Origin of the sequence: Streptomyces sp. 2P-4, from assembly GCF_030167965.1 — a bacterium.
Lineage (GTDB): Bacteria > Actinomycetota > Actinomycetes > Streptomycetales > Streptomycetaceae > Streptomyces > Streptomyces globosus_A.
On sequence record NZ_CP095012.1, the window covers coordinates 419,930 to 438,550 of the forward strand.

An 18,621-nucleotide genomic window follows, 5' to 3' on the forward strand; every position below is an offset into this window, starting at 1 on the left:
CGCCCGCCGGCCCCGCCCCTGCCTGGGCGTGCCCGTCAGCGCGCCAGCCCCATGCCGGCCTCCCGCCCGTAGACCACCGCCTGCGCACGGCAGTTGACGCCGATCTTGGCGAAGACGGCCGACACGTGGTTGCGTACGGTCTTCTCGGCCAGGGTCAGGGCGCGGGCGATCCGGCGGTTGTCGTACCCGCGGGCCACCAGGTCCAGGATCTCCCGCTCCCGCCGGGTCAGCATGGGCACCGGATCCGGCTCCGCCCTCGGCCCGGGCACTGCCAGCAGACTGGTCACCAGCCGGACCGCGACATCGCCGGCCACCATGAACCCGCTGCCCACCATGTGCACCGCCCCGACCATCTCGTGCGCTCCCGCCGACTTGGACACGTACCCGCGCACTCCGGCCAGCAGCGCCGCCCGCAGCAGCCCTGTGTCGTCGCCGCGGCCCGTCATCCCCAGGATCCCCCGCACCCCGGCATCGCGGACCAGCGCCCTGCACAGCTCCACCGAGGCGGACCCGGGCAGGTCCAGGTCCATCAGAACGACGTCGGGAGCGGCGCCCAGGGCCATGGGCACCACCTGACCGGCCTCCCCGGCCTCCGCGACGACGTCGATGCCCCCCGCACCGTCGAGTGCGGACCTGATGCCTGCACGCAGCAGGGGACGGCCCTCCACCAGGGCCACTCGAAGCCTGTTCTGGCCGGACGCAGACGTGGTCATGAAACAACTCCGATGTAGCGCGACGAACGTGGCGCCAGCATGTGAAGGCCCCGCTAGCGGATTACTAGCGGGGCCTCGCACGGGAGTTCCCGTAAGCTCCCCTGCACCCGAACGAAAGCAGGAGAGGGGTGCGGGTGTTCCACTATCGGATCCTGGGGCCGCTGACCGTCCAGCGCGCAGGCGAGCCTGTGGCGATCACGGCGCCGAAGGAACGGGATCTGCTTGCCCTGCTCCTGCTGAACGCCGACCGCCCCGCGCCGGCCGAACAGCTGATCGACGGGATCTGGGGCGGGGCGCCCCCCTCGACGGCACGCACCACCCTGCAGAACTACGTGAAGAGGCTGCGGCACGCCCTGGGCGACTGCCGTACCGGTCGGGACGTCCTGGCCACCGAGCCCGGCGGATACGTCCTGCGGCTCGACCACGGCGTCCTGGACCTGCGGGAGTTCGACGGGCTGACCCGGGGCGCGGCCGAGGCGTCGGAGCGCGGGGACGACGCCACCGCGTCGGCCCGGCTGCGCGCGGCTCTGGCCCTGTGGCAGGGGGAGGCGCTGGCGGGCAGCCGCGCGGACCGGCTCACCCAGGTGGAGGCGCCCAGGCTGAACGAATTGCGGATGGTCGCGTTCGAAAACCGCGTCCAAGCGGACCTCCGGCTGGGCCGGCACGCGGACGTCGTCGGCGAGATCCGGTCCGCGATCGGGAACCATCCGCTGCGCGAGCGGCTCCACGGACAGCTGATGCTCGCCCTGTACCGCTCGGGACGCCGGGGCGAAGCCCTCACCGCCTACCGGCAGGCGCGCGCCCGACTGGTGCAGGAGCTGGGGCTGGAGCCCGGCCCCGACCTGACCGCGCTGCACCGGCGCGTCCTGGCCGACGACCCCGCCCTCACGGACGAACGCGCACCGCTGACCGAACCGGCCCCCCGAAGCGCGAGCCGCCGCGCGCAGACCGCCGCCGGGCAGACGCCACCCGCCCAGCTTCCGGGATCCACACCGGCGTTCGCCGGCCGGGCGGATGCGCTGCGGCGACTCGACGCGATGCTGCCCACCACCGGCACCGTGTCCACCGGTACGGTGCGGACCGCGCTGATCACCGGCCAGGGCGGCGCCGGAAAGACAGCCCTCGCCGTCCACTGGGGGCACCGCCGACGCGACTCCTTCCCCGACGGACAGCTGTACGTGAACCTGCGCGGCCACGACGCGGGCCGGCCGCTGCGGCCCATCGACGCACTCGCCGGCTTCCTCCAGGCCTTCGGCGTGGCCGCCCAGCACATCCCGGTGGAGGCGGACCGGGCCGCGGCCCTCTACCGCTCGCTGTGCGCGGGCAGGCGCATGCTCGTCGTCCTGGACAACGCGCACAGCGCCGACCAGGTACGCCCGCTCTTCCCGGGCAGCTCGGAGTGCCTGGTCCTGGTGACCAGCCGCGACTCGCTCGCGGGCCTCGTCGCGCGGGAGGGCGCGACACCGCTCCCGCTGCGGACGCTGGAACCCGCCGAAGCCCAGGAAGTCCTCCTCAACATCATCGGCGCCCACCGGGTCCACGCGGAGCCCGGGGCCGCCGACGCCCTCACCGCCGCCTGCGCCTACCTGCCGCTCGCCGTGGCGATCACCGCGGCGGACCTGGCCGTCCACCCCGGGCGCTCCCTCGCCGAGCAGGCGGCCCGGCTGACCGGGGACCGGCTGGGGGCGCTCCAGGTGCCGGGGGACGAAGGGACCGCGGTCCGCTCCGTGCTCGACATGTCCTTCGCCACGCTCTCCCCGGCCGCCGCACGGATGTTCAGCCTCTTCGGGCTGGTCCCCGGCGGAGACCTCCCGCTCAGGGCCGCCGCGGCCCTTGCGGGGGTGGACCCCCGGGCCGCCGGGGCACTGCTGGACGAACTGGTCCGCAGCCATCTGCTGGAGGAGCACGCGCCCGGCCGGTTCTCCTTCCACGACCTGCTGCGCGCCTACGCCGCTGAGCGGGTGCGGGAACAGGACGACGAGTCGGCCGCCCTCGCGCGGCTGCACGCGTGGTACCTGGGGAGCACCGACAACGCCGTGCGGCTCCTCCAGCCCGAAGCCCTGCGCCTGCCCGTGGAGAGCGCCGGCCAGGGCCTCGGCTTCGCGGACGCCGCCGAGGCCCTGGACTGGATGGACGCCGAACGCCCGAACGCCGTGGCCTTCGTGCAGCACGCCGCGGAAAACGGACCGCGCAAGCTCGCCTGGACGCTCGCCGACGCCCTGCGTCCGTACATGATGAGGCGGGCCTACGCCGTCGACTGGCTCGCCGTGGGCGCGGCGGGCCTCGCCGCGGCGGAGGCCGACGGCAGCCTGGACGGACAGGCCGCCGCGCACCGCAGCCTGTCGAGCGCCTACCTGAACCAGAGCGACTACGACATGTCCGTGTGCCACGACCGCCGAGCCCTGGACCTGTACCGCACCACGGGGTCGACGGAGGGCCAGAGCGCCGCGCACAACAGCCTGTGCCTCGCCTCGTGGTACGTGGGCGACCTGAAGGAGGCCCTGCGCCACGGCGAGCGGTGTGTGGAACTCGGCCGCAGTACGGGCTTCCGCGCCGGCGGGGCCATCGCCACGGGCAACGTGGGGGCGATCCTCCACGAGATGGGCCGGCTGGCCGAGGCCGAGGAGCAGCTCACCCGGGCGCTGGTGCTCTACGACGAGCTGGGCTTCCCGACGGCGGCGGCACTCGCCGAGCGCAACCTCGGAGCGGTGCTGCACGAGAGCGGCCGCCCGGAGCGCGCCCGCGCGGCCCTGGACCGGGCGGCCGAGATCCAGCGGCGCCTCGGCAACCAGGTCGACATCGCCTACACCTTCTTCTGGCTCGCGCTGACCATGATCCGGTCGGGCGACCGTGCGGGTGCCCTCGACCACATCGACCGGGGCTTCGAGACCGCGACCGGTGAAGCCCGCGCAGAGTCCTACCTGTACGTGGGGCGGGCTCTGCTCTCGCAGAGCGTCGGCAACCACGGCGTCGCCCTGAAGCACTTCGAGACCGCCCGCGGCCTGGCCCGGCGCTGCAACGCCCGCACTCCCGAGCTCCGGGCCCTGCTGGGCCTCGCGGACTCCAGCCTGCGCCTGGGGAGGCCGGCGGACACGGCGCGGTTCGCGGAGGCGGCCCGCGAGTCGGCCGGCCGCAGAGGGTACGGACTCTTCGAAGCCCGAGCGCTGCTCTTGCTGGCCGAGGCCTCCCTGGAGCACGGCGAGCCCGAAGCCGCCGCCCTGCGGGCCGAGCAGGCTGCCGTACTGCTGCCGGAGCCAGGTCACCGGCACTACCGCGCCGAGGCCCTCGCTCTGGCGCAGCGGTCCCGCGAGGGGGCGACGGGCTGAACGCCGAGGCAGAGCCCCCGGCACCGCCCACCGAGCCCACGCGCCCCGGCCGACCAGGCATTCCGGCGCACCCCGCGCCTTCGTTTGCCGCGTTCTTCGCACCCCGTCGGCGTGCCGGCCCCGCGCCCGGCACCGGCGGACCCGAAGCGACGGTGCTGGTCGCAGCCACCGGCGAATGGCTGTGACCAGCACTCTCTCAACAGGCCCTCAGACCAACGGGTCTGCCGCCAGGACCCACAGGTCGCCGTCGCCGCAGGCGATGCGGCGGCCGGTGCCCGGGGGCGGCTGGTGCAGGGTCGTGCGGCGCAGCCGCCAGGGTGTGCCGTCGATCACCGCCACCGGGCCCTGTACGCGCGGGTGGTGTCCGGCGATGTTCCAGGCGCGGACCTGCTTGTGGATGTCCGAGGCCCGCCCCGACCAGTCCACCGCGGCGTAGTCCTCCGCGAAGAACCCGGCCCAGCTGCCCTCCCGCGCCGGCTGCGGCTCGCCCTCGTCCCCGCGCACCAGCCGCCGCAGCACCAGCGGCAGCAGCTCCGAAGCCGCCTCCAGCACCCGGGCGTTGACCCCGGTGAACGACCAGGCCTCGTCGTCCAGGGCGATCGTCGTCCGGGCCAGCACGGAGCCGGTGTCCAGCTCCGCGTCCATCCGGTGCCACGTCACGCCGATCGCACGCTCGCCGTTGCGCACGGCCCACCCCACCGGGTTCGGCCCCCGGTACGAGGGCAGGTCGGACGGGTGGCAGTTGACGGTCCCCAGCCGGGCCGCGGCCACAGCGGCGGCGGGCAGCTTCCGCGGGTAGCCGTAGCTGACGGCCACGTCGACGGCGTACGCGCCCAACAGGCCCGCGATCGTATCCGTACGGGAGGGAACGGCCAGGTCCACCCCCGGCGGCAGGTCGTGCTCGCCGAGCACGTGCCCGGGCCAGTCGGCGGGGCGCCGGTGGCCTACCACCACCGGGACCCGGTGCCCGAGGGCGCACAGCGCCTCGACCAGCGGGGGTGCGGTCTGCGGCAGCGCGGCCACGACGGCGACGCGCAGCACGGGCGTGTCCGGCGCGTTCACCGGGCGGTCCCGGCAGCGGCCCCGGCGGCCCGCAGCGAACGCGGCCGCAGGTCGGTCCAGGACGTCTCGACCCAGGCCAGGCAGGTGGCCCTGTCGGCGCGCGGGTGCACCTCCCGCCAGCCGTCCGGAGCGGTGATGTGGGCGGGCCAGAGGCTGTGCTGCTCCTCGTCGTTGGCCAGTACGACGAACGTGCCGTCGGGGTCGTCGAAGGGGTTCATGAGGTCTCCTCGTGTGTGGAATGCGGAATGCGGATGCGGGCGCGGCGGCGCAGCGCACCGCCGGATGGCACTGCCATCGGTCAAGGGAGAACAGCGGCGCAGGCTGAGGCCGGTCCCCGCGGCTCCGGGCCGGGACCGGCCCCCGGTCAGCCCCGTACGCGTACGGGCGCCTCCGCCGCCACCGCGGCGGCCAGCGCCGCCGGCGTGGCCCGCCGCATCACCTGGGCCAGCGTCACCGACGGGTCGAGCCCCTCGCGCAGGCGCTGGAGCAGCCGGGCGGCGAGCAGCGAGTGCCCGCCCAGGTCGAAGAAGTCGTCGTCCACGCCGACCCGCTCCAGGCCCAGCACGTCGGCGTACGCCTCGGCCACCACCCGCTCCGCCGGGGTGCGGGGCTCCCGCTGCACGGCGGGCGCCCGCAGCGGCTCGGGCAGGGCCCGCCGGTCCACCTTGCCGTTCACGGTCAGCGGCATGCGCTCCAGCACCACCACCCGCGCGGGCAGCATGAAGTCCGGCAGCACCTCCGCCAGCGCGGCCCGCAGCGCACCCCCGTCGAGGGGCGTGCCGGTCTCCGACGCGCCGACGGCGTACCCGGTGAGCTCCTTGCCGCCGCGCCCGTCCGGCCCCGCCACCACGGCGGCCTGCACCACCCCGGGCAGGTCGGCCAGCGCGGCCCGCACCTCGTCCGGCTCGATGCGGTGCCCGCGGATCTTGACCTGGTCGTCGTTGCGGCCGGTGAACTCCAGCGCGCCGTCCGGCAGCCTCCGCGCCAGGTCACCGGTGCGGTACATCCGCGACCCGGGCGGCCCCCACGGGTCGGCCACGAACCGCGCCGAGGTCAGCCCCGGCCGGCCCAGGTACCCGCGCGCCACCTGGCCGCCTGCCAGGTACAGCTCGCCGACCAGCCCGTCGGGCACCGGCCGCAGCCCCGCGTCCAGCACCCGCACCCGCGACCCGGGCACCGCACGCCCGATCGGGGGCCGCGCGGGCCAGCCGGCCGGCTCCCCGGCGACCTCGCCTGCCGTCACGACGTGCGTCTCGGCCGGCCCGTAATGGTTGTGCAGCCGCTTCCCGCCGCGGGCGCACAGGCTGCGCAGCTGCGGCCCGACGACCAGCGCCTCGCCGGCCTGCACCAGGTGCCGCAGGTCGGGCAGCGTCTCCCGCTCCCCGTCCGCGAACTCGCACAGCGCCGCCAGTACGGGCGTCGGCGCGAACAGCTCGGTCACCCGGTGCGTACGCAGCCATGCTGTCCAGGCGGCCGCGTCGGCCCGGGTGTCCGCGTCCGGGACGGCCAGCGTACGGCCCGTGCACAGCGCGGTGAGGACCTCCTGCGTGGCGACGTCGAACGCCATGGACGTGAACTGCGCCGTCACCGACCCCGGTTCCGCCGGGAAGCGCTCCTCGTGCCAGTCCACCAGCCGGTCCAGGGCCGCCCCTGGCATCACCACGGCCTTCGGCACCCCCTGTGTCCCCGACGTGTGCACCACGTACGCCGGATGCCCGGGCAGCCGCACCGGACGACGGCGCACCCGCGGCCCGCCCGGTCCGGCCGGCGGCTCGGGCGCCACGTGCCGCGGCTCCAGCAGCATCCGCGGCACAGCGGCGTCGACCAGTGACAGCGCCGCATCGAACTCCCGCTGCCGTACGAGCAGTGCGGGCCGCCCCTCGGCGGCCAGCGCCGCCACCCGGGCGGCCGGGTGCCGCGGATCCAGCCACAGGTACGCGGCCCCGGCCTTGAGCACCGCCAGCATCGCCGCCACCGCGTCCCGGCCGCGCCGCAGGCACAGGGCGACGACGTCCTCGGGCCCGATGCCGCGGTCGGACAGCTCCCCGGCCAGCCGGTCCGAGGCCGAGTCCAGGCCCCGGTAGTCCAGCACCCCCGCACCGTCCACGACGGCCGGCCGCCCCGGAGCCGTGCGCACGTGCCCGGCGAACCGCTCCAGCACCGGCACCGGCACCGGCACCGGCAGCAGCTCCTCCGCGCCCGCGCCCGCCCCCGCCGCCCCGACCGCCGCAACCGGCTGCGCGGCGGGCACGTCCAGATCGGCGGCCAGCGCGTCCAACGCCTCGACCAGCCGCGCCCCGATCTCCCGAGCCCCCTCCCCGCCGAGCCTCCCCGGCTGGTACTGGACCCGGATCGCCATCCGCTCCCCGGGCGAGACCAGCACGCACAGCGGGTAGTGCGTGCCGTTCTCCACCCGGCTGGACACCACCCGCAGGTCAGCTCCCCACCGGGTGGCGAAGGCGTCCGTATACGTCTCCAGCACGACGACGGTGTCGAACAGCTCGCGCAGCCCGGTCCCGCGGATGATCTCCGCCAGTCCCAGGTGCTGGAACGGCATCATCTCGGTCCGCTGCTCCTGGAGCGCCGCCAGCAGCCCGCCCCGGTCGCCGGCCGCCGCGGTGTCCACGCGCACCGGCACCGCGTTGTTCATCAGCCCGACCATGGACTCGACCCCGGGCAGGTGGGGCGGCCGGTCCGCGACGACCGTGCCGAACACCACGTCCGTCCGGCCGGTCAACTGGGCCAGCACCAGCGCCCACGCGCCCAGCACCAGCGTGTTCAGCGACAGCGCCCGCTCCCGGGCCCGCGCCCGCAGCGCGGCCGTGCGCCCGGCCGGCAGCTCCACCAGCACCGTGCGCGGCCGCCCCCGCTCCCCGCCGGCGCCCGGCGGCGGCGTCAGCAGCGTCGGCTCGCTCACGCCGCCGAGCAGGGCCTGCCAGTGCTTCCCCGCCAACGCCGCGTCCTGATCGGCGACGTACCGCAGGTACGCCAGCGCCGACGGCCGCGCGGCGAGCGCCGGCACCGCGCCCGAGGCGGCCTGCCCGTACAGGTCGGCCAGGTCGGCCAGCGCCACCTGCATCGACCAGCCGTCCATCAGGATGTGGTGGTAGCTCAGCAGCAGCCGCGAGCGGCCCCCGCCCAGCCGCAGCAGCACGGCCCGCAGCAGCGGCGGCGCGGCCGGGTCGAACGGCTCGTCCCGGTCCCGGAGCGCCTCCGCCTCCGCGGCGGGCCCGCGCGCGCCCTCGGGAAGCCCCGCCAGGTCCACCTCCCGCAACGGCACCGCGGCCTTCTCCGGCACGAACTGCACCGCCCGGCCCCCGCAGTCCCACCGGAACCCGGCCCGCAGGGCCGGATGCCGCTCGACGAGCAGGCCCAGCGCCGAGCGCAGCGCGCCCGCGTCCACCGGCCCCTCCAGGTCGAGCACGGTCTGCACGTGGTACGGATCCGCGGCGCCCCCGCCCTCGTGGGCGTGGTAGAGCAGCCCCTCCTGGAGCGGCGAGCACGGCCACTGCTCCTCCGCCCGCTGCCCGGGCACGAGGGCCGCCCCGGCCCCTCCCGGCCGCGCACCGCCGTCCGCCACTCGGGCGAGCGCGGCCAGCACACGGGCCCACTCCGCGGCCAGGCCCTCCGCTTCGCCGCTGTCGACCAGCCGCGCGGACCACCGCCACACCGCGGTCAGCAGCGGCTCCCCGGTGCGCTCGTCGACGACCGCGTTGACTTCCAGCGGGTGCGACAGCGGCTGCCGGGCGGCCCGGTGGATGCCGAGGACGGGCGCCTCCGCCGCGTGCGGCCACGGGTCACGGCCCGGGACGGCGTACCGGCCGAGGTAGTTGAAGAGCACCGGCCGCCCCGGCGCGGCCGCCAGCAGCCGGCCGGCCTGCGGGTGCAGGTGGCGCAGCAGCCCGTACGAGGCACGGTCGCGCGGCACCCGCCGCCACTGCTCGCGTACGGCGCGCACCGCGTCCGCGAGGTCCGCGTCCGCCGCGCCCGGGTCCGCGGTCAGACGGACGGGGAACATGCACGTGAACCAGCCGACCGTGGCGGCGACTCCGGCCTCCGCCCCGCCTGCCTCCGACCCGCCGTCCCGGCCGTGCCCCTCGGTGTCCGGGACCAGCGTCGGGGACCCGCTGCGCCGGGCGGCGGCCACCGCCAGCGCGGCCAGCAGCAGCTCCTGCGTCGTCGCGCCGTAGTACGCCGGCGCGGTGGTGAGCAGGGCCCGGCCGACCTCGGCGGGCAGCACCGACTCCCGGGACCGGGACGTCCCGACGGTGTCCGACTCCGCATCCAGCGCCCCGCGCGACGGCCACGGCACGGCAGCCGGTGCACCCGCCTCCAGCCAGTGCGGCAGCGTCGCCAGCACCTCGTCGCTGCCGGCCCGCCCGGTCTGCGCCCGCACCCACTGCCGGTACGGGGTTCCCGTGCCCCAGGCGCCCAGCGCCCGCGGATCCTCCGCGGCCCGCGCCAGGTCCTGCACCAGCACCTGCCAGGACACCCCGTCCACCACCAGGTGGTGCGCGGCCAGCAGCAGCCGGCCCGCCCGCGCCGGGCCCGCGTCCCACCACACCGCGCGCAGGGCCCGCCCCGCGGGCAGGTCCAGCGACCGCATGGCGCACGCCACCGCCTCCCGGACCTCGCGCGCGGACGGGGCGCCCGGCAGGTCCCGTACGTCCACCACGTCCAGCAGCGTGCCCGCCTCCACCTCGCCCGGCGGCAGCACCTCGGGCTGCCACACGGTGTCCGCGGACAGGTCGGGGAGCCGGGTGCGCAGGGCGTCGTGCCGGTCGAGCACCGCCTGCAGGGCCGCGACGAGCGCCTCACGCGCCAGCCCGGGCGGCGTCTCGAGGAGCTGAGACTGCACGAACTCGCCCACGCCTGCCCCCTGTTCGCGCAGCCACAGCGCGATCGGAGGCAGCTCCAGACGGCCGGTCGCCGACTGGTGCAGCAGGTCCGCGGCCGGCGCCGCGGCCTGCGCGCAGGCGGCCAGGGCGCCCGGGGTCCGCAGCCGGAAGACGTCCTGGGAGCTGATCGCCACGTTCTCCCGGCGGACCCGGCTGACCAGCCGCATCGCCGTGATGCTGTCGCCGCCCAGTGCGAAGAAGTCGTCACCGGTGCCGGCCCCGGCCAGCCCGAGCACCTCCGCGAACGCCGCGCACAGCGCCCGCTCGGCCGGCGTCCGCGCGACACCGCCCGCACCGCCCCGTACGGCGGCGGGCGCGGGCAGCGCCGCCCGGTCCACCTTGCCGTTCACCGTCAGCGGGATGTCGTCGACCAGCATGACCGCCGACGGCACGAGGTACTCGGGCAGCGCCCGGCCCAGCCGCTCGCGCAGCTCCTCCCCGGTGGCGCCGGACGCGCCGCGCTCCGGCACCGCGTAGCCGACCAGCCGCCCGCCGTGCGCCACCACGACCGCCTGCGCGACCCCGGGCAGGGCCGCCAGGGCGGCGCGCACCTCGCCGGGCTCGACCCGGTGGCCGCGGATCTTGACCTGGTCGTCGTCGCGCGCCAGGTACTCCAGTGCACCCCGGGGCCCCCGCACGGCCAGGTCGCCGGTGCGGTACATGCGCGTACCGGCCGGACCGAACGGGTCTGCGACGAAGCGCTCGGAGGTCAGGCCCGCACGCCCCAGGTAGCCCTGGGCCAGCTGCTCGCCCGCCACGTACACCTCGCCGGGCTCGCCGTCCGGCACCTCGGCCAGATCGGGCCCGAGCAGTCGTACGGCGGCCCCGGGCAGCCCGGTGCCGATCGGCACCCGCGCCCCGGACAACGGCTGCCCGGGCGGCAGGGGGTGCAGCGTGGTGAAGGTGGTGCACTCGGTGGGGCCGTAGACATGGCCGAGCGCCACCTGCGGACAGGCGGCCCGGATCCGTGCGAACGCCTGCGGGTCGGCGGCCTCGCCTCCGGTGAGCACCGTGTGCAGCCCCCGCAGCGCACCCGGGTCGTCCGCGGCGATCTGGTTGAACCAGGCGGTGGTGAGGAAGACCCCGGTGACACCGTGCTCGGCGACCAGGGCGGCCAGCCGGTGGGCGTCGAGCCGGTCCTCGGCGGGGACGACGACGGTGCCGCCCCGGGTGAGCGGCAGCCACAGGTCGTGGCTGAGCGCGTCGAAGCCGAGCGCGGAGACGAGCGCCGTGACCCGGTGCCCGGGCGCCTCCCAGTGCGGGTCGGCGGCGAAGTGCGCCAGGTTGCGGTGGGTGACCTGGACTCCCTTGGGGCGTCCGGTCGACCCCGAGGTGTAGAAGACGCACGCCACCCGCCCGAGTTCCCCGTCCGCCGCGGTCGCGGCCGGCCCCGTACGGGATCCCGCGGCCCCGGCGTCCGGCACGGCGACGGCCCGCGGCCGGCCCGGGCGCCAGGCCACTCCGGCCGGTACGAGCACGGCCGCGCACCCGGCGTCGTCCTCGACGGCGTCCAGCCGCTCGGCGGGCGTCCGCGGATCCAGCACCACGGCGGCGGCGCCGGCCTCGAACACCGCGAGCAGCGCGGCGACCAGCCGCGCCGACCGCGGCAGCCGTACCGACACGGCGGCCCCGGGCCCGACCCCGGCCTCCCGTAACCGCTGGGCCAACTCGCCTGCGTACGCCGACACTTCGCGATAGGACCACCTCCGGCCGCCCTCCTCCACCACCGCGGTGCCGTCCGGCGCGCGGAGTGCGGCGGCGGCGACGGCGCGGTGCACGGGCAGGGGCTCGCCGGTATCGCCCAGGGGATAGGCGGGTGCCCACGTCGCTGCTGAAAAGATCATGGACGTCATCCAAGACGCACCGAAGTGACGTTTTGCCCGGCCGCCACCCGGTCGGCGCAATTTGATCATCCGATCGGGTGCGCAGAGCCGGTGCGCCCCCACCTGTCACTCCAACTTCCGTATTCTCCAAAGCGGTTCACACCCGGTTGCAGCCAAGGGGGGCGCACACCCACCCCACGCGCCCCATCCCGGAGCGAACTCCTGTCTGACGGCGATGCAGAACACCGTGGCAGCGGAGGGCCTGAATGCCTATACCTGGCGGGCCCGAGGCGCTGGCACGAACGATTCCCCGGTTTGCCTGGACATGCCAAGAGATGATCATCTATTGGCGTCGGTTCAAGCGAAGACGAAGGAGCACCATGCGCGCCAGCGCCGTACGCCGTCTCTCCACCCTCGCCGCCGGGGTCGGGCTGACCCTCTCGGCCGCCTTCACGGCCGCCACCCCCGCCTCGGCCGCCGCCATCACGTGCCGGGAGGCGGGCGGCAGCCTGTACGTCACCGCCACGTCCGCCCCCGTGCGCACGACCTACTACCAGACCGGGCGCGTCGTCGACACCGTCCACCGGGGCGACAGGCTCAACTTCACGAAGTCGTGCACGAACTCCAAGGGCAACCTCTGGTACTGGGTCGACAAGACCTACGGCGTGCGCGACGGCTGGATCTACTCGGGCAACGCAGCCCGCATCTGAGCCCGTCCCGGCAGCGGCCGCCACCCCGAACCGGACGGCGGCCGCCGCCTGCCCAGCTCGTCACGACCGCCCGCCGCCGGAACCTGAGGTTCGCACGCCACTGGCCCTGAACCGACGTGATCACCGCCGCGTTCAGGGCCGGCCGGTGCGGACGAGTCGTAAGGCCGCGTAGAAGGCGAGCGCGGCCAGGGCGAGGGCGAGCGAGGTTTCGATGAGCTGCGTGGGCCAGTAGTGCGAGGCCGGGTGGAACTCCGTATACCAGGAAGTGACGTTCATGTCGCCGGGACAGTCTCGCAGGCTCTGGGTACGTGCCCAACAGGCGTACTCGGGGAGGCGTTCGCCCGAGCCGGTCACGAGTCCCGTGTCCGTGATGAATGCGGAAGCGGGCGCCTGCTGTGCGGGGTTGCCGTTGAGCGGCATGGTGGTGGTCGTGACGGGCAGGATGGACCAGCGCAGGGAGCCCACGGTCCACATCACCGCCCCGGTCGACAAGCCGGCCACGGCCATGGCGGGGAGGGTGCGCCGCACCAGCTGCCCGACGAGTGCGCCGAGGGCCACGGCGAGCAGGCAGTACCCGACCAGGACGGGGCCGGAGGCCTCGTAAGCGCCCCGGTCGGCCCACGTGAGCCGGTAGGTGTCGGCCACGCGGGTCCAGCCGATCCGGTAGACCCCGATCAGCGCGGCCGAGCCGAGTCCGGCGGTGGCCGCCGCCAGGAGGACCTTCACCCTGAGCCACGTCCTCGGATCGGCGGACTGGGTGAGTGCCAGCCGCCACGTGCCGCTCTCCCGTTCACGGCTGATCAGCGGCCCCGCGACGAAGGCTCCCACAACAGCAGGCAGGAACAGCAGGCCGCGGCCCGCGTACTGCATGGAGATCTGCAGGAACCCGTAGCCGTCGTAGGGAGTGGCGCCAGGGCCCGGAACCGCCCACGCACGCAGGCCGATCACCACGGCGAGGCCGGCCGCCGCCAGGAGGGGGAGGGCCCACAGCGCGCGCCGGTGCAGGCGCGCCGCGGCCCGGTACGGCCCCTTCAGCGCCAGTGCGTTCACGTCCGTGCTCCCATGCTGCCGAGGGCGTCATCGAGGGTGAGCGGCGGGGCGTCCGGGGCACGCAGGTAGGCAAGCACCAGCTCCTCCAGGGTTGCGTCGTCCGTCTGCCAGGTGCGGCCGTCGACAGGGCCCTGCGGGCGCACAAGTGCGGTCACCATGCGGCCCGCCGTCCGGGCTTCGACGACTGTGTGCCCGTCGAGGTCGGCGACGGCTGCGGTGGGGCCGGTGACCATCCGGTGCGCGGATCGGATCCCGTCCAGCGAGCCGGCGAGGCGGATGCTGCCGCCGGCGACGAGGAGCACGTGGTCGCAGGCTTCGCGCAGCTCGTCGATGATGTGCGAGGACATCACCACCGAGGTGCCGTGCTCGGCTGCGACGGCCATGATTTCGCCCATGAGCTGGTGGCGGGCGAGCGGGTCGAGGTTCGCCATCGGCTCGTCGAGCAGTAGCAGGCGGGGGCGCTTCCCGAGGGCGAGGGCGAGGGCGACGCGGGTGCGTTGGCCGCCGGACAGGGTCCGGACCCGGGTGTCGGGAGTGAGGTTGCCGGCCTCGATGATGCGCTGCGCCGCGACGGCGTCCCAGTGCCGCGGGTTCAGCTCGCTGCCCATCCGGAGCGTCTCGGCGATGGTGAGCTGCGGGTAGAGCGGCTTGTCCTGGCCGACGTACGCGAGGGTCTCGCGGGGTTGCGTGCGCAGGGTGCCCTCGGTGGGGCGGACGAGTCCGGCGGCAAGGAGCAGCAGGGTGGACTTTCCCGCGCCGTTCGGGCCGACCAGGGCGCATATGCGGCCTTCAGGAAGGCGGAAGGAACACTCTCGTAACGCCCAGACCCCCCGCCGTCGTCCGTAGCGCAGGCCGAGGCCTGTCGCCTCGATCACAGTGTTCGTCATGCTTTTGCTTCCCCCTTGAACTGCTGCTCCAGTACGGAAGTGAAGAGTGCGGCCACGTCGTCCCGGTCCATCCCGGAGTCCCGCGCGCGGCGCGCCCAGTCGGCGAGCTCCGCGCGGAGCGGGGAGGCTGCCGGGTCGTTGCCCAGGGACGCGCGGACGAAGGTGCCCACGCCCCGTTTCCCCTCGACGAGGCCTTCGCGTTCCAGCTCGCGGTAGGCCTTCAGAACGGTGTTGGGGTTGATGGCGGTTGCTTCCACGACCTCGCGGGCGGTGGGGAGTTTGTCACCGGGCTTGAGCAGTCCGAGGCGCAGGGCATGTTTGGTCTGCTGGACGATCTGCAGGTACGTGGCCATGCCGCTGTGCCGGTCGATGCGGTACTCGAGCACGCCCGCCACCCTTTCACTACTTCCTTAGTGAAAGGGTGTTATGGCGAAGCGCACTTGTCAACCGCGACCGGTTCGGCGGGAGAGCCCGAGCAGCGGAGTGCGGTCCGGAGCCGGCCTCGGAAGCGCCGGTCGCCGAGCCGCCCGTGCAGCTGGAGCGGGTGGAGTGCCGGCCGTTCGCGTCGTTGTGCTGCGGCGCCGGCCGCGGACGGTGTTCCGATCCCTGCGCCCGCCGGGGCCTGGGGTGCCGCCGCAGCCCTGCCGGTCAGCCGATCAACCAATCAGCCGATTGTCAGTACTCTGTGTCACCATGCGGACGCGTCCCGGGGGAGTGGGCGCGGTCTGCCGAATGCAAGGGGGTTGTGTATGGGAGCGGGTACCGAGCCGGACGGCTCGTCGAGGTCAGACGAGGAGTGGGAGCGGTTCGTGCGCGAGTCCGTGGCAGGTGCCGCCGACGCGCCCAAGGAACCGTCCGCGCGGGCTCGGGAGGTGGCGAAGCGGCTGCGGGCGGAGCCCGGTCGCACCCCGGAGGGCTGGCGCAGTTACACGCCTGCGCGACCCAGGCGGCGTACGGGCTGGTACGCGGCCGGGCTGTTCGCCTCGCTGGGGCTGCTGGCGGTGGTGGCGCTCGCGCCGGGGTGGGTGGTCGATGTGTTCGCCGGCGCCGACTCCCCGCCGTCGGCGGCCGAGACCGCCCGCCCGACCGAGGCGCCCCCGGCAGCGGCAGCCCAACGCCCCACCAGGGAGGAGCCGTTCCGCGGCTCGCCGGCAGCGGGCTGGGCGAGCGGAGCGGAGGGGATCACCGTACCGAAGGCCGAAGCCGTCGGCTGGATGAGCGCGGCGGAGGTCGAACGGGCCCTCGCCCGCAGCCGGGATTTCCTCCTCGCGTCCAGCCTGGACCGCAGGGTGCTGCGGGGCGAGCACCCCGAGAAGGCGATCGCTCTGATCAACCCGCACCAGAAGGACGTCCAGGACCTTCTGAGGACTGCGTTCGTCACCCCGAGCGAGAAGAACGACCCCCTGCTCCTCTTCAGCCGCTTCCAGCCCTCCCGCACCCAACTGGTCGGCGACGCCGTGAAGACCCGGGGCCGACTTGCCTACCAGGAGGGTGAGCACGGCGCGCTCCGGGTGACGGCCGACGTCACCTTCGTCTACCCGGTCACCCGCGCGGGCACGAGCGGCGACGACGAGATCGTGCGCACGATCGTCCGGCGCGAACTGGTCCTGAGCTGGGACGACCCCGCGAAGGTGGTCACCGAGCCCGGCACCTTCTCGGTCGTCTCGTACAAGTACGACATGACCAACGGCGGCTGCGGCGCCCCCACGGGCTACATCACCCCGCCCTTCGGCACCGACCGCCGGGCGGACGAGGCCGGCGCGGAGATCGACCCGTACGACCGCAGCGCGCCGGTCGGGCAGGGCGGGCCCTCCGGAGACAGGTGCGGGGAGGCGACGCGGTCCTAGCGTCCCGGTGGACCGGCCGCCAAGGCGGCCCCTCGCGGTCGAGGCCGCCCATCCCGACCCCCATCGCGACCCGGAGCCGGACGGGGCCGTACGCGGGCATCACGGCCCGGCGCGTCTCTGACGCGCCCTCACCTACCGCAGAACCACCCGCAGACCTCCGAACCCGGGCCCGGCGGCGCCATCCGGATCCGCCGGGTCCGAAGCAGGACTGAGCCCGGACATGCCGGCGACCGATCCCTGCGGGCGCCGCCGCGACCCGTCGGACCGCCCCCGCCCCCGCCCCCACGGCCGCCGACGGCGTTGCGCCCCGGTCAGGGGCCTGCGGGGCGTCTAGTCTCCGCCTGTGGGACAGCCCGACCAGCGCGCCGAAGGCGCGGGACCGTTCACCACCCGCCTCACCTGGCGCCCGCCGAGCGGCGGTACCGCCGTCTGGGAATCGCGGCTCGCCCGGCGCCGGGGCCTCATCGCCCTCAGCCCGCCCGGCGCGGCCGCCGCCCACTACGCCGTCGCCGACGACACCGCCCTCACCCGGCTGCGCCGGCTCAACGCCGTCGCCGCCACCGCCTTCGTCATCGGCGGAGCACTCTTCGCGGCCGGCGCCGCCGTCGCCCAGTTCGGCTCCGGCGACGCCCTCACCTGCGCGTCGATCTACTTCACCGGCGGCCTGTTCTTCAACACTGGCGGATACGTGTCCCTGCTCCAGGCCGTCAACGCGCCGCGCCACGTACCCGGAGGGGAGGGCGCCCTGGTCACCCGCCCGTGGCGGTGGTGGAGCTACGAGCCGGCGCGGGCCGACTGGCTCGGTGCCTTCGTCCTGTTCGCCGGGACCCTGGTGTTCGCCGTCAACCTGCTGGCCTCCTTCCTCCAGGGCCTGACGGTCCAGCAGGCCAACCGGCTGGTCTGGGCGCCGGACGTGATCGGCTGCATGCTCTTCCTCATCTCCGGCCACCTCGGGTTCGCCGAGATCTGCCACGGCCGGCCCTGCATCCGGCGGCGCGACCTCGGCTGGTGGATCGTCGCCGTGAACCAGCTGGGCTCCGTCCTCTTCATGGTCTCGGCGCTCGCCGCCTACACCCGTCCCGCCACCGGCAGCCTGGTCAACGCCGACGTCGCCAACTGGGGCACCCTCGCCGGAGCCCTCTGCTTCTCCCTGGGAGGCGTCCTCCAGTACTACGAACGCCCCTGACCCGGCGTTCTCCGACACCGCCGCCACCGCCTGTCTCCCGTTCCGGAGGCCCGCGGGCCACTGCTCCGGCAGGCGCGCGCCGGTGCCTCGTACGTCTTCCGCGACCGGCTGCTGCTCGGGCTCGCACTCCGCCCCGCGGTGGGGAACACCGCCTTCCTCGCCGTGGAGACCGTCCTCGCGCTCGTCGCGCACGAACGCCTCGGCATCGGCGCGTCCGGCTTCGGCCTGCTCCTCACGGCGGAGGCCGCCGGCGCCTTTCTCGGCGGCCGGCCGGCCGCCACCCACGACATCCGCACCGGGCCGCGCCGCCGCGTCACGGGCCGGCGGAGGCTCAAGACCCCGACCCCGCCGGCCCGCCGCGGCCACCGGGACGGCCGATCCGCTCCGCGGCTGAACCCGCGGCCGGCGCCGCCCGGGCGGCGGGCGTGGCGCCAGGACTTGTGCGGGTTGCCGGGTGAGGATGGCGCGGTGCGACTTGACCACGTGTCCTACGCGGTGGCCCGCGACAGCTTCGTCTCGACCGTCCAGTGGATCGGATCCGCCCTCGGCGCCGGGTTCGTCGACGGGGGCGTGCACCCGCGGTTCGGCACCCGCAACTTCATCCTCCCGCTGAGCGGCGGCACCTACGTCGAGGTCGTCACCACCCTCGACCACCCCGCCGCCGACCGCGCCCCCTTCGGCCGGGCGGTCGCGCGCCGCGCCGCCGAGGGCGGCGGTTGGCTCGGCTGGGTGGTCTCCGTCGACGACATCGCCCCGGTCGAGGCCCGCCTCGGCCGCACCTCCTCCGAAGGCCACCGCGTCCGCCCCGACGGGTTCGACCTGCGGTGGAAGCAGATCGGCCTGCTGGAGCTGATGGAGGACCCGCAACTGCCGTACTTCCTGCAATGGCTGGTCCCGCCTGAGGAGCGGCCGAGCGCCGACCCGCGCACCTCCACCACCATCCACGGGGTCTCCATCGCCGGCGACGCCGCCTCCATCGCCGAGTTCCTCGGCGAGCCGGCCGACCATCCCCTCGACCGGATCGATGTCACCTGGGTCGAGGACGAGGAACCGGGCCTGGTGTCGGTCGAGTTCGCCACCGCCCACGGCCCGGTCACGATCTGACCAGGGCCCAGCTGA

Annotated in this window: 12 protein-coding genes; 5 read left to right on the forward strand and 7 right to left on the reverse strand. The window is 75.1% G+C overall.

Going from position 1 to position 18,621, the window contains the following annotated elements; genetic code table 11:
* Positions 1-35: 35 nt before the first annotated feature.
* Complete coding sequence (locus MUK52_RS32500) at positions 36-713, reverse strand: LuxR C-terminal-related transcriptional regulator (RefSeq protein WP_114059392.1); 678 nt, start codon at positions 711-713, stop codon at positions 36-38.
* 134 nt (positions 714-847) lie between these two features.
* Here MUK52_RS32500 and MUK52_RS32505 point away from each other — a divergent pair, with 134 nt between their 5' ends.
* A complete protein-coding gene (locus MUK52_RS32505) occupies positions 848-4,039 on the forward strand; it encodes an AfsR/SARP family transcriptional regulator (RefSeq protein ID WP_284581978.1) in 3,192 nt (1,063 codons plus the stop codon).
* A gap of 207 nt (positions 4,040-4,246) precedes the next feature.
* On the opposite strand, the gene MUK52_RS32510 is transcribed toward MUK52_RS32505, so the two are convergent.
* The 3 genes from MUK52_RS32510 to MUK52_RS32520 form a co-directional block, all read right to left on the reverse strand.
* Complete coding sequence (locus MUK52_RS32510; RefSeq protein ID WP_162793387.1) at positions 4,247-5,101, reverse strand: methionyl-tRNA formyltransferase; 855 nt, start codon at positions 5,099-5,101, stop codon at positions 4,247-4,249.
* On the reverse strand, positions 5,098-5,319 hold the full coding sequence (locus MUK52_RS32515) for an MbtH family protein (protein ID WP_162793388.1): 222 nt from the start codon (positions 5,317-5,319) through the stop codon (positions 5,098-5,100). The genes MUK52_RS32510 and MUK52_RS32515 overlap by 4 nt, the downstream gene beginning before the upstream one ends.
* Before the next feature lie 146 nt (positions 5,320-5,465).
* Entirely contained in the window at positions 5,466-11,843 is a 6,378-nt protein-coding gene (locus MUK52_RS32520) for a non-ribosomal peptide synthetase (RefSeq protein ID WP_284581979.1), read from the reverse strand.
* A 359-nt stretch (positions 11,844-12,202) separates the two neighbouring features.
* Here MUK52_RS32520 and MUK52_RS32525 point away from each other — a divergent pair, with 359 nt between their 5' ends.
* A complete protein-coding gene (locus MUK52_RS32525) occupies positions 12,203-12,532 on the forward strand; it encodes a hypothetical protein (protein WP_284581980.1) in 330 nt (109 codons plus the stop codon).
* A gap of 132 nt (positions 12,533-12,664) precedes the next feature.
* On the opposite strand, the gene MUK52_RS32530 is transcribed toward MUK52_RS32525, so the two are convergent.
* The 3 genes from MUK52_RS32530 to MUK52_RS32540 are packed head-to-tail and all read right to left on the reverse strand — an operon-like array spanning position 12,665 to position 14,855.
* Positions 12,665-13,582 carry an ABC-2 membrane transporter-related protein gene (locus tag MUK52_RS32530; protein WP_284581981.1) on the reverse strand — a complete coding sequence of 306 codons (918 nt, stop codon included), beginning with the start codon at positions 13,580-13,582 and terminating at the stop codon, positions 12,665-12,667.
* Entirely contained in the window at positions 13,579-14,469 is an 891-nt protein-coding gene (locus tag MUK52_RS32535; protein WP_284581982.1) for an ABC transporter ATP-binding protein, read from the reverse strand. The genes MUK52_RS32530 and MUK52_RS32535 overlap by 4 nt, the downstream gene beginning before the upstream one ends.
* Positions 14,466-14,855: a GntR family transcriptional regulator gene (locus MUK52_RS32540; RefSeq protein WP_284582063.1), complete on the reverse strand. Its 390-nt coding sequence runs from the start codon at positions 14,853-14,855 to the stop codon at positions 14,466-14,468. Before MUK52_RS32540 ends, MUK52_RS32535 begins: the two co-directional genes overlap by 4 nt.
* A gap of 363 nt (positions 14,856-15,218) precedes the next feature.
* On the opposite strand from MUK52_RS32540, the gene MUK52_RS32545 reads away from it, so the two are divergent.
* The 3 genes from MUK52_RS32545 (at position 15,219) to MUK52_RS32555 (ending at position 18,606) form a co-directional block, all read left to right on the forward strand.
* The gene (locus MUK52_RS32545) at positions 15,219-16,316 is read left to right on the forward strand and encodes a hypothetical protein (protein WP_284581983.1); all 1,098 of its coding nucleotides are present in this window, start codon (positions 15,219-15,221) and stop codon (positions 16,314-16,316) included.
* 343 nt (positions 16,317-16,659) lie between these two features.
* The gene (locus tag MUK52_RS32550; RefSeq protein WP_284581984.1) at positions 16,660-17,502 is read left to right on the forward strand and encodes a hypothetical protein; all 843 of its coding nucleotides are present in this window, start codon (positions 16,660-16,662) and stop codon (positions 17,500-17,502) included.
* Positions 17,503-17,640: 138 nt separating this feature from the next.
* The gene (locus tag MUK52_RS32555) at positions 17,641-18,606 is read left to right on the forward strand and encodes a VOC family protein (protein ID WP_350206556.1); all 966 of its coding nucleotides are present in this window, start codon (positions 17,641-17,643) and stop codon (positions 18,604-18,606) included.
* Positions 18,607-18,621: the final 15 nt, after the last annotated feature.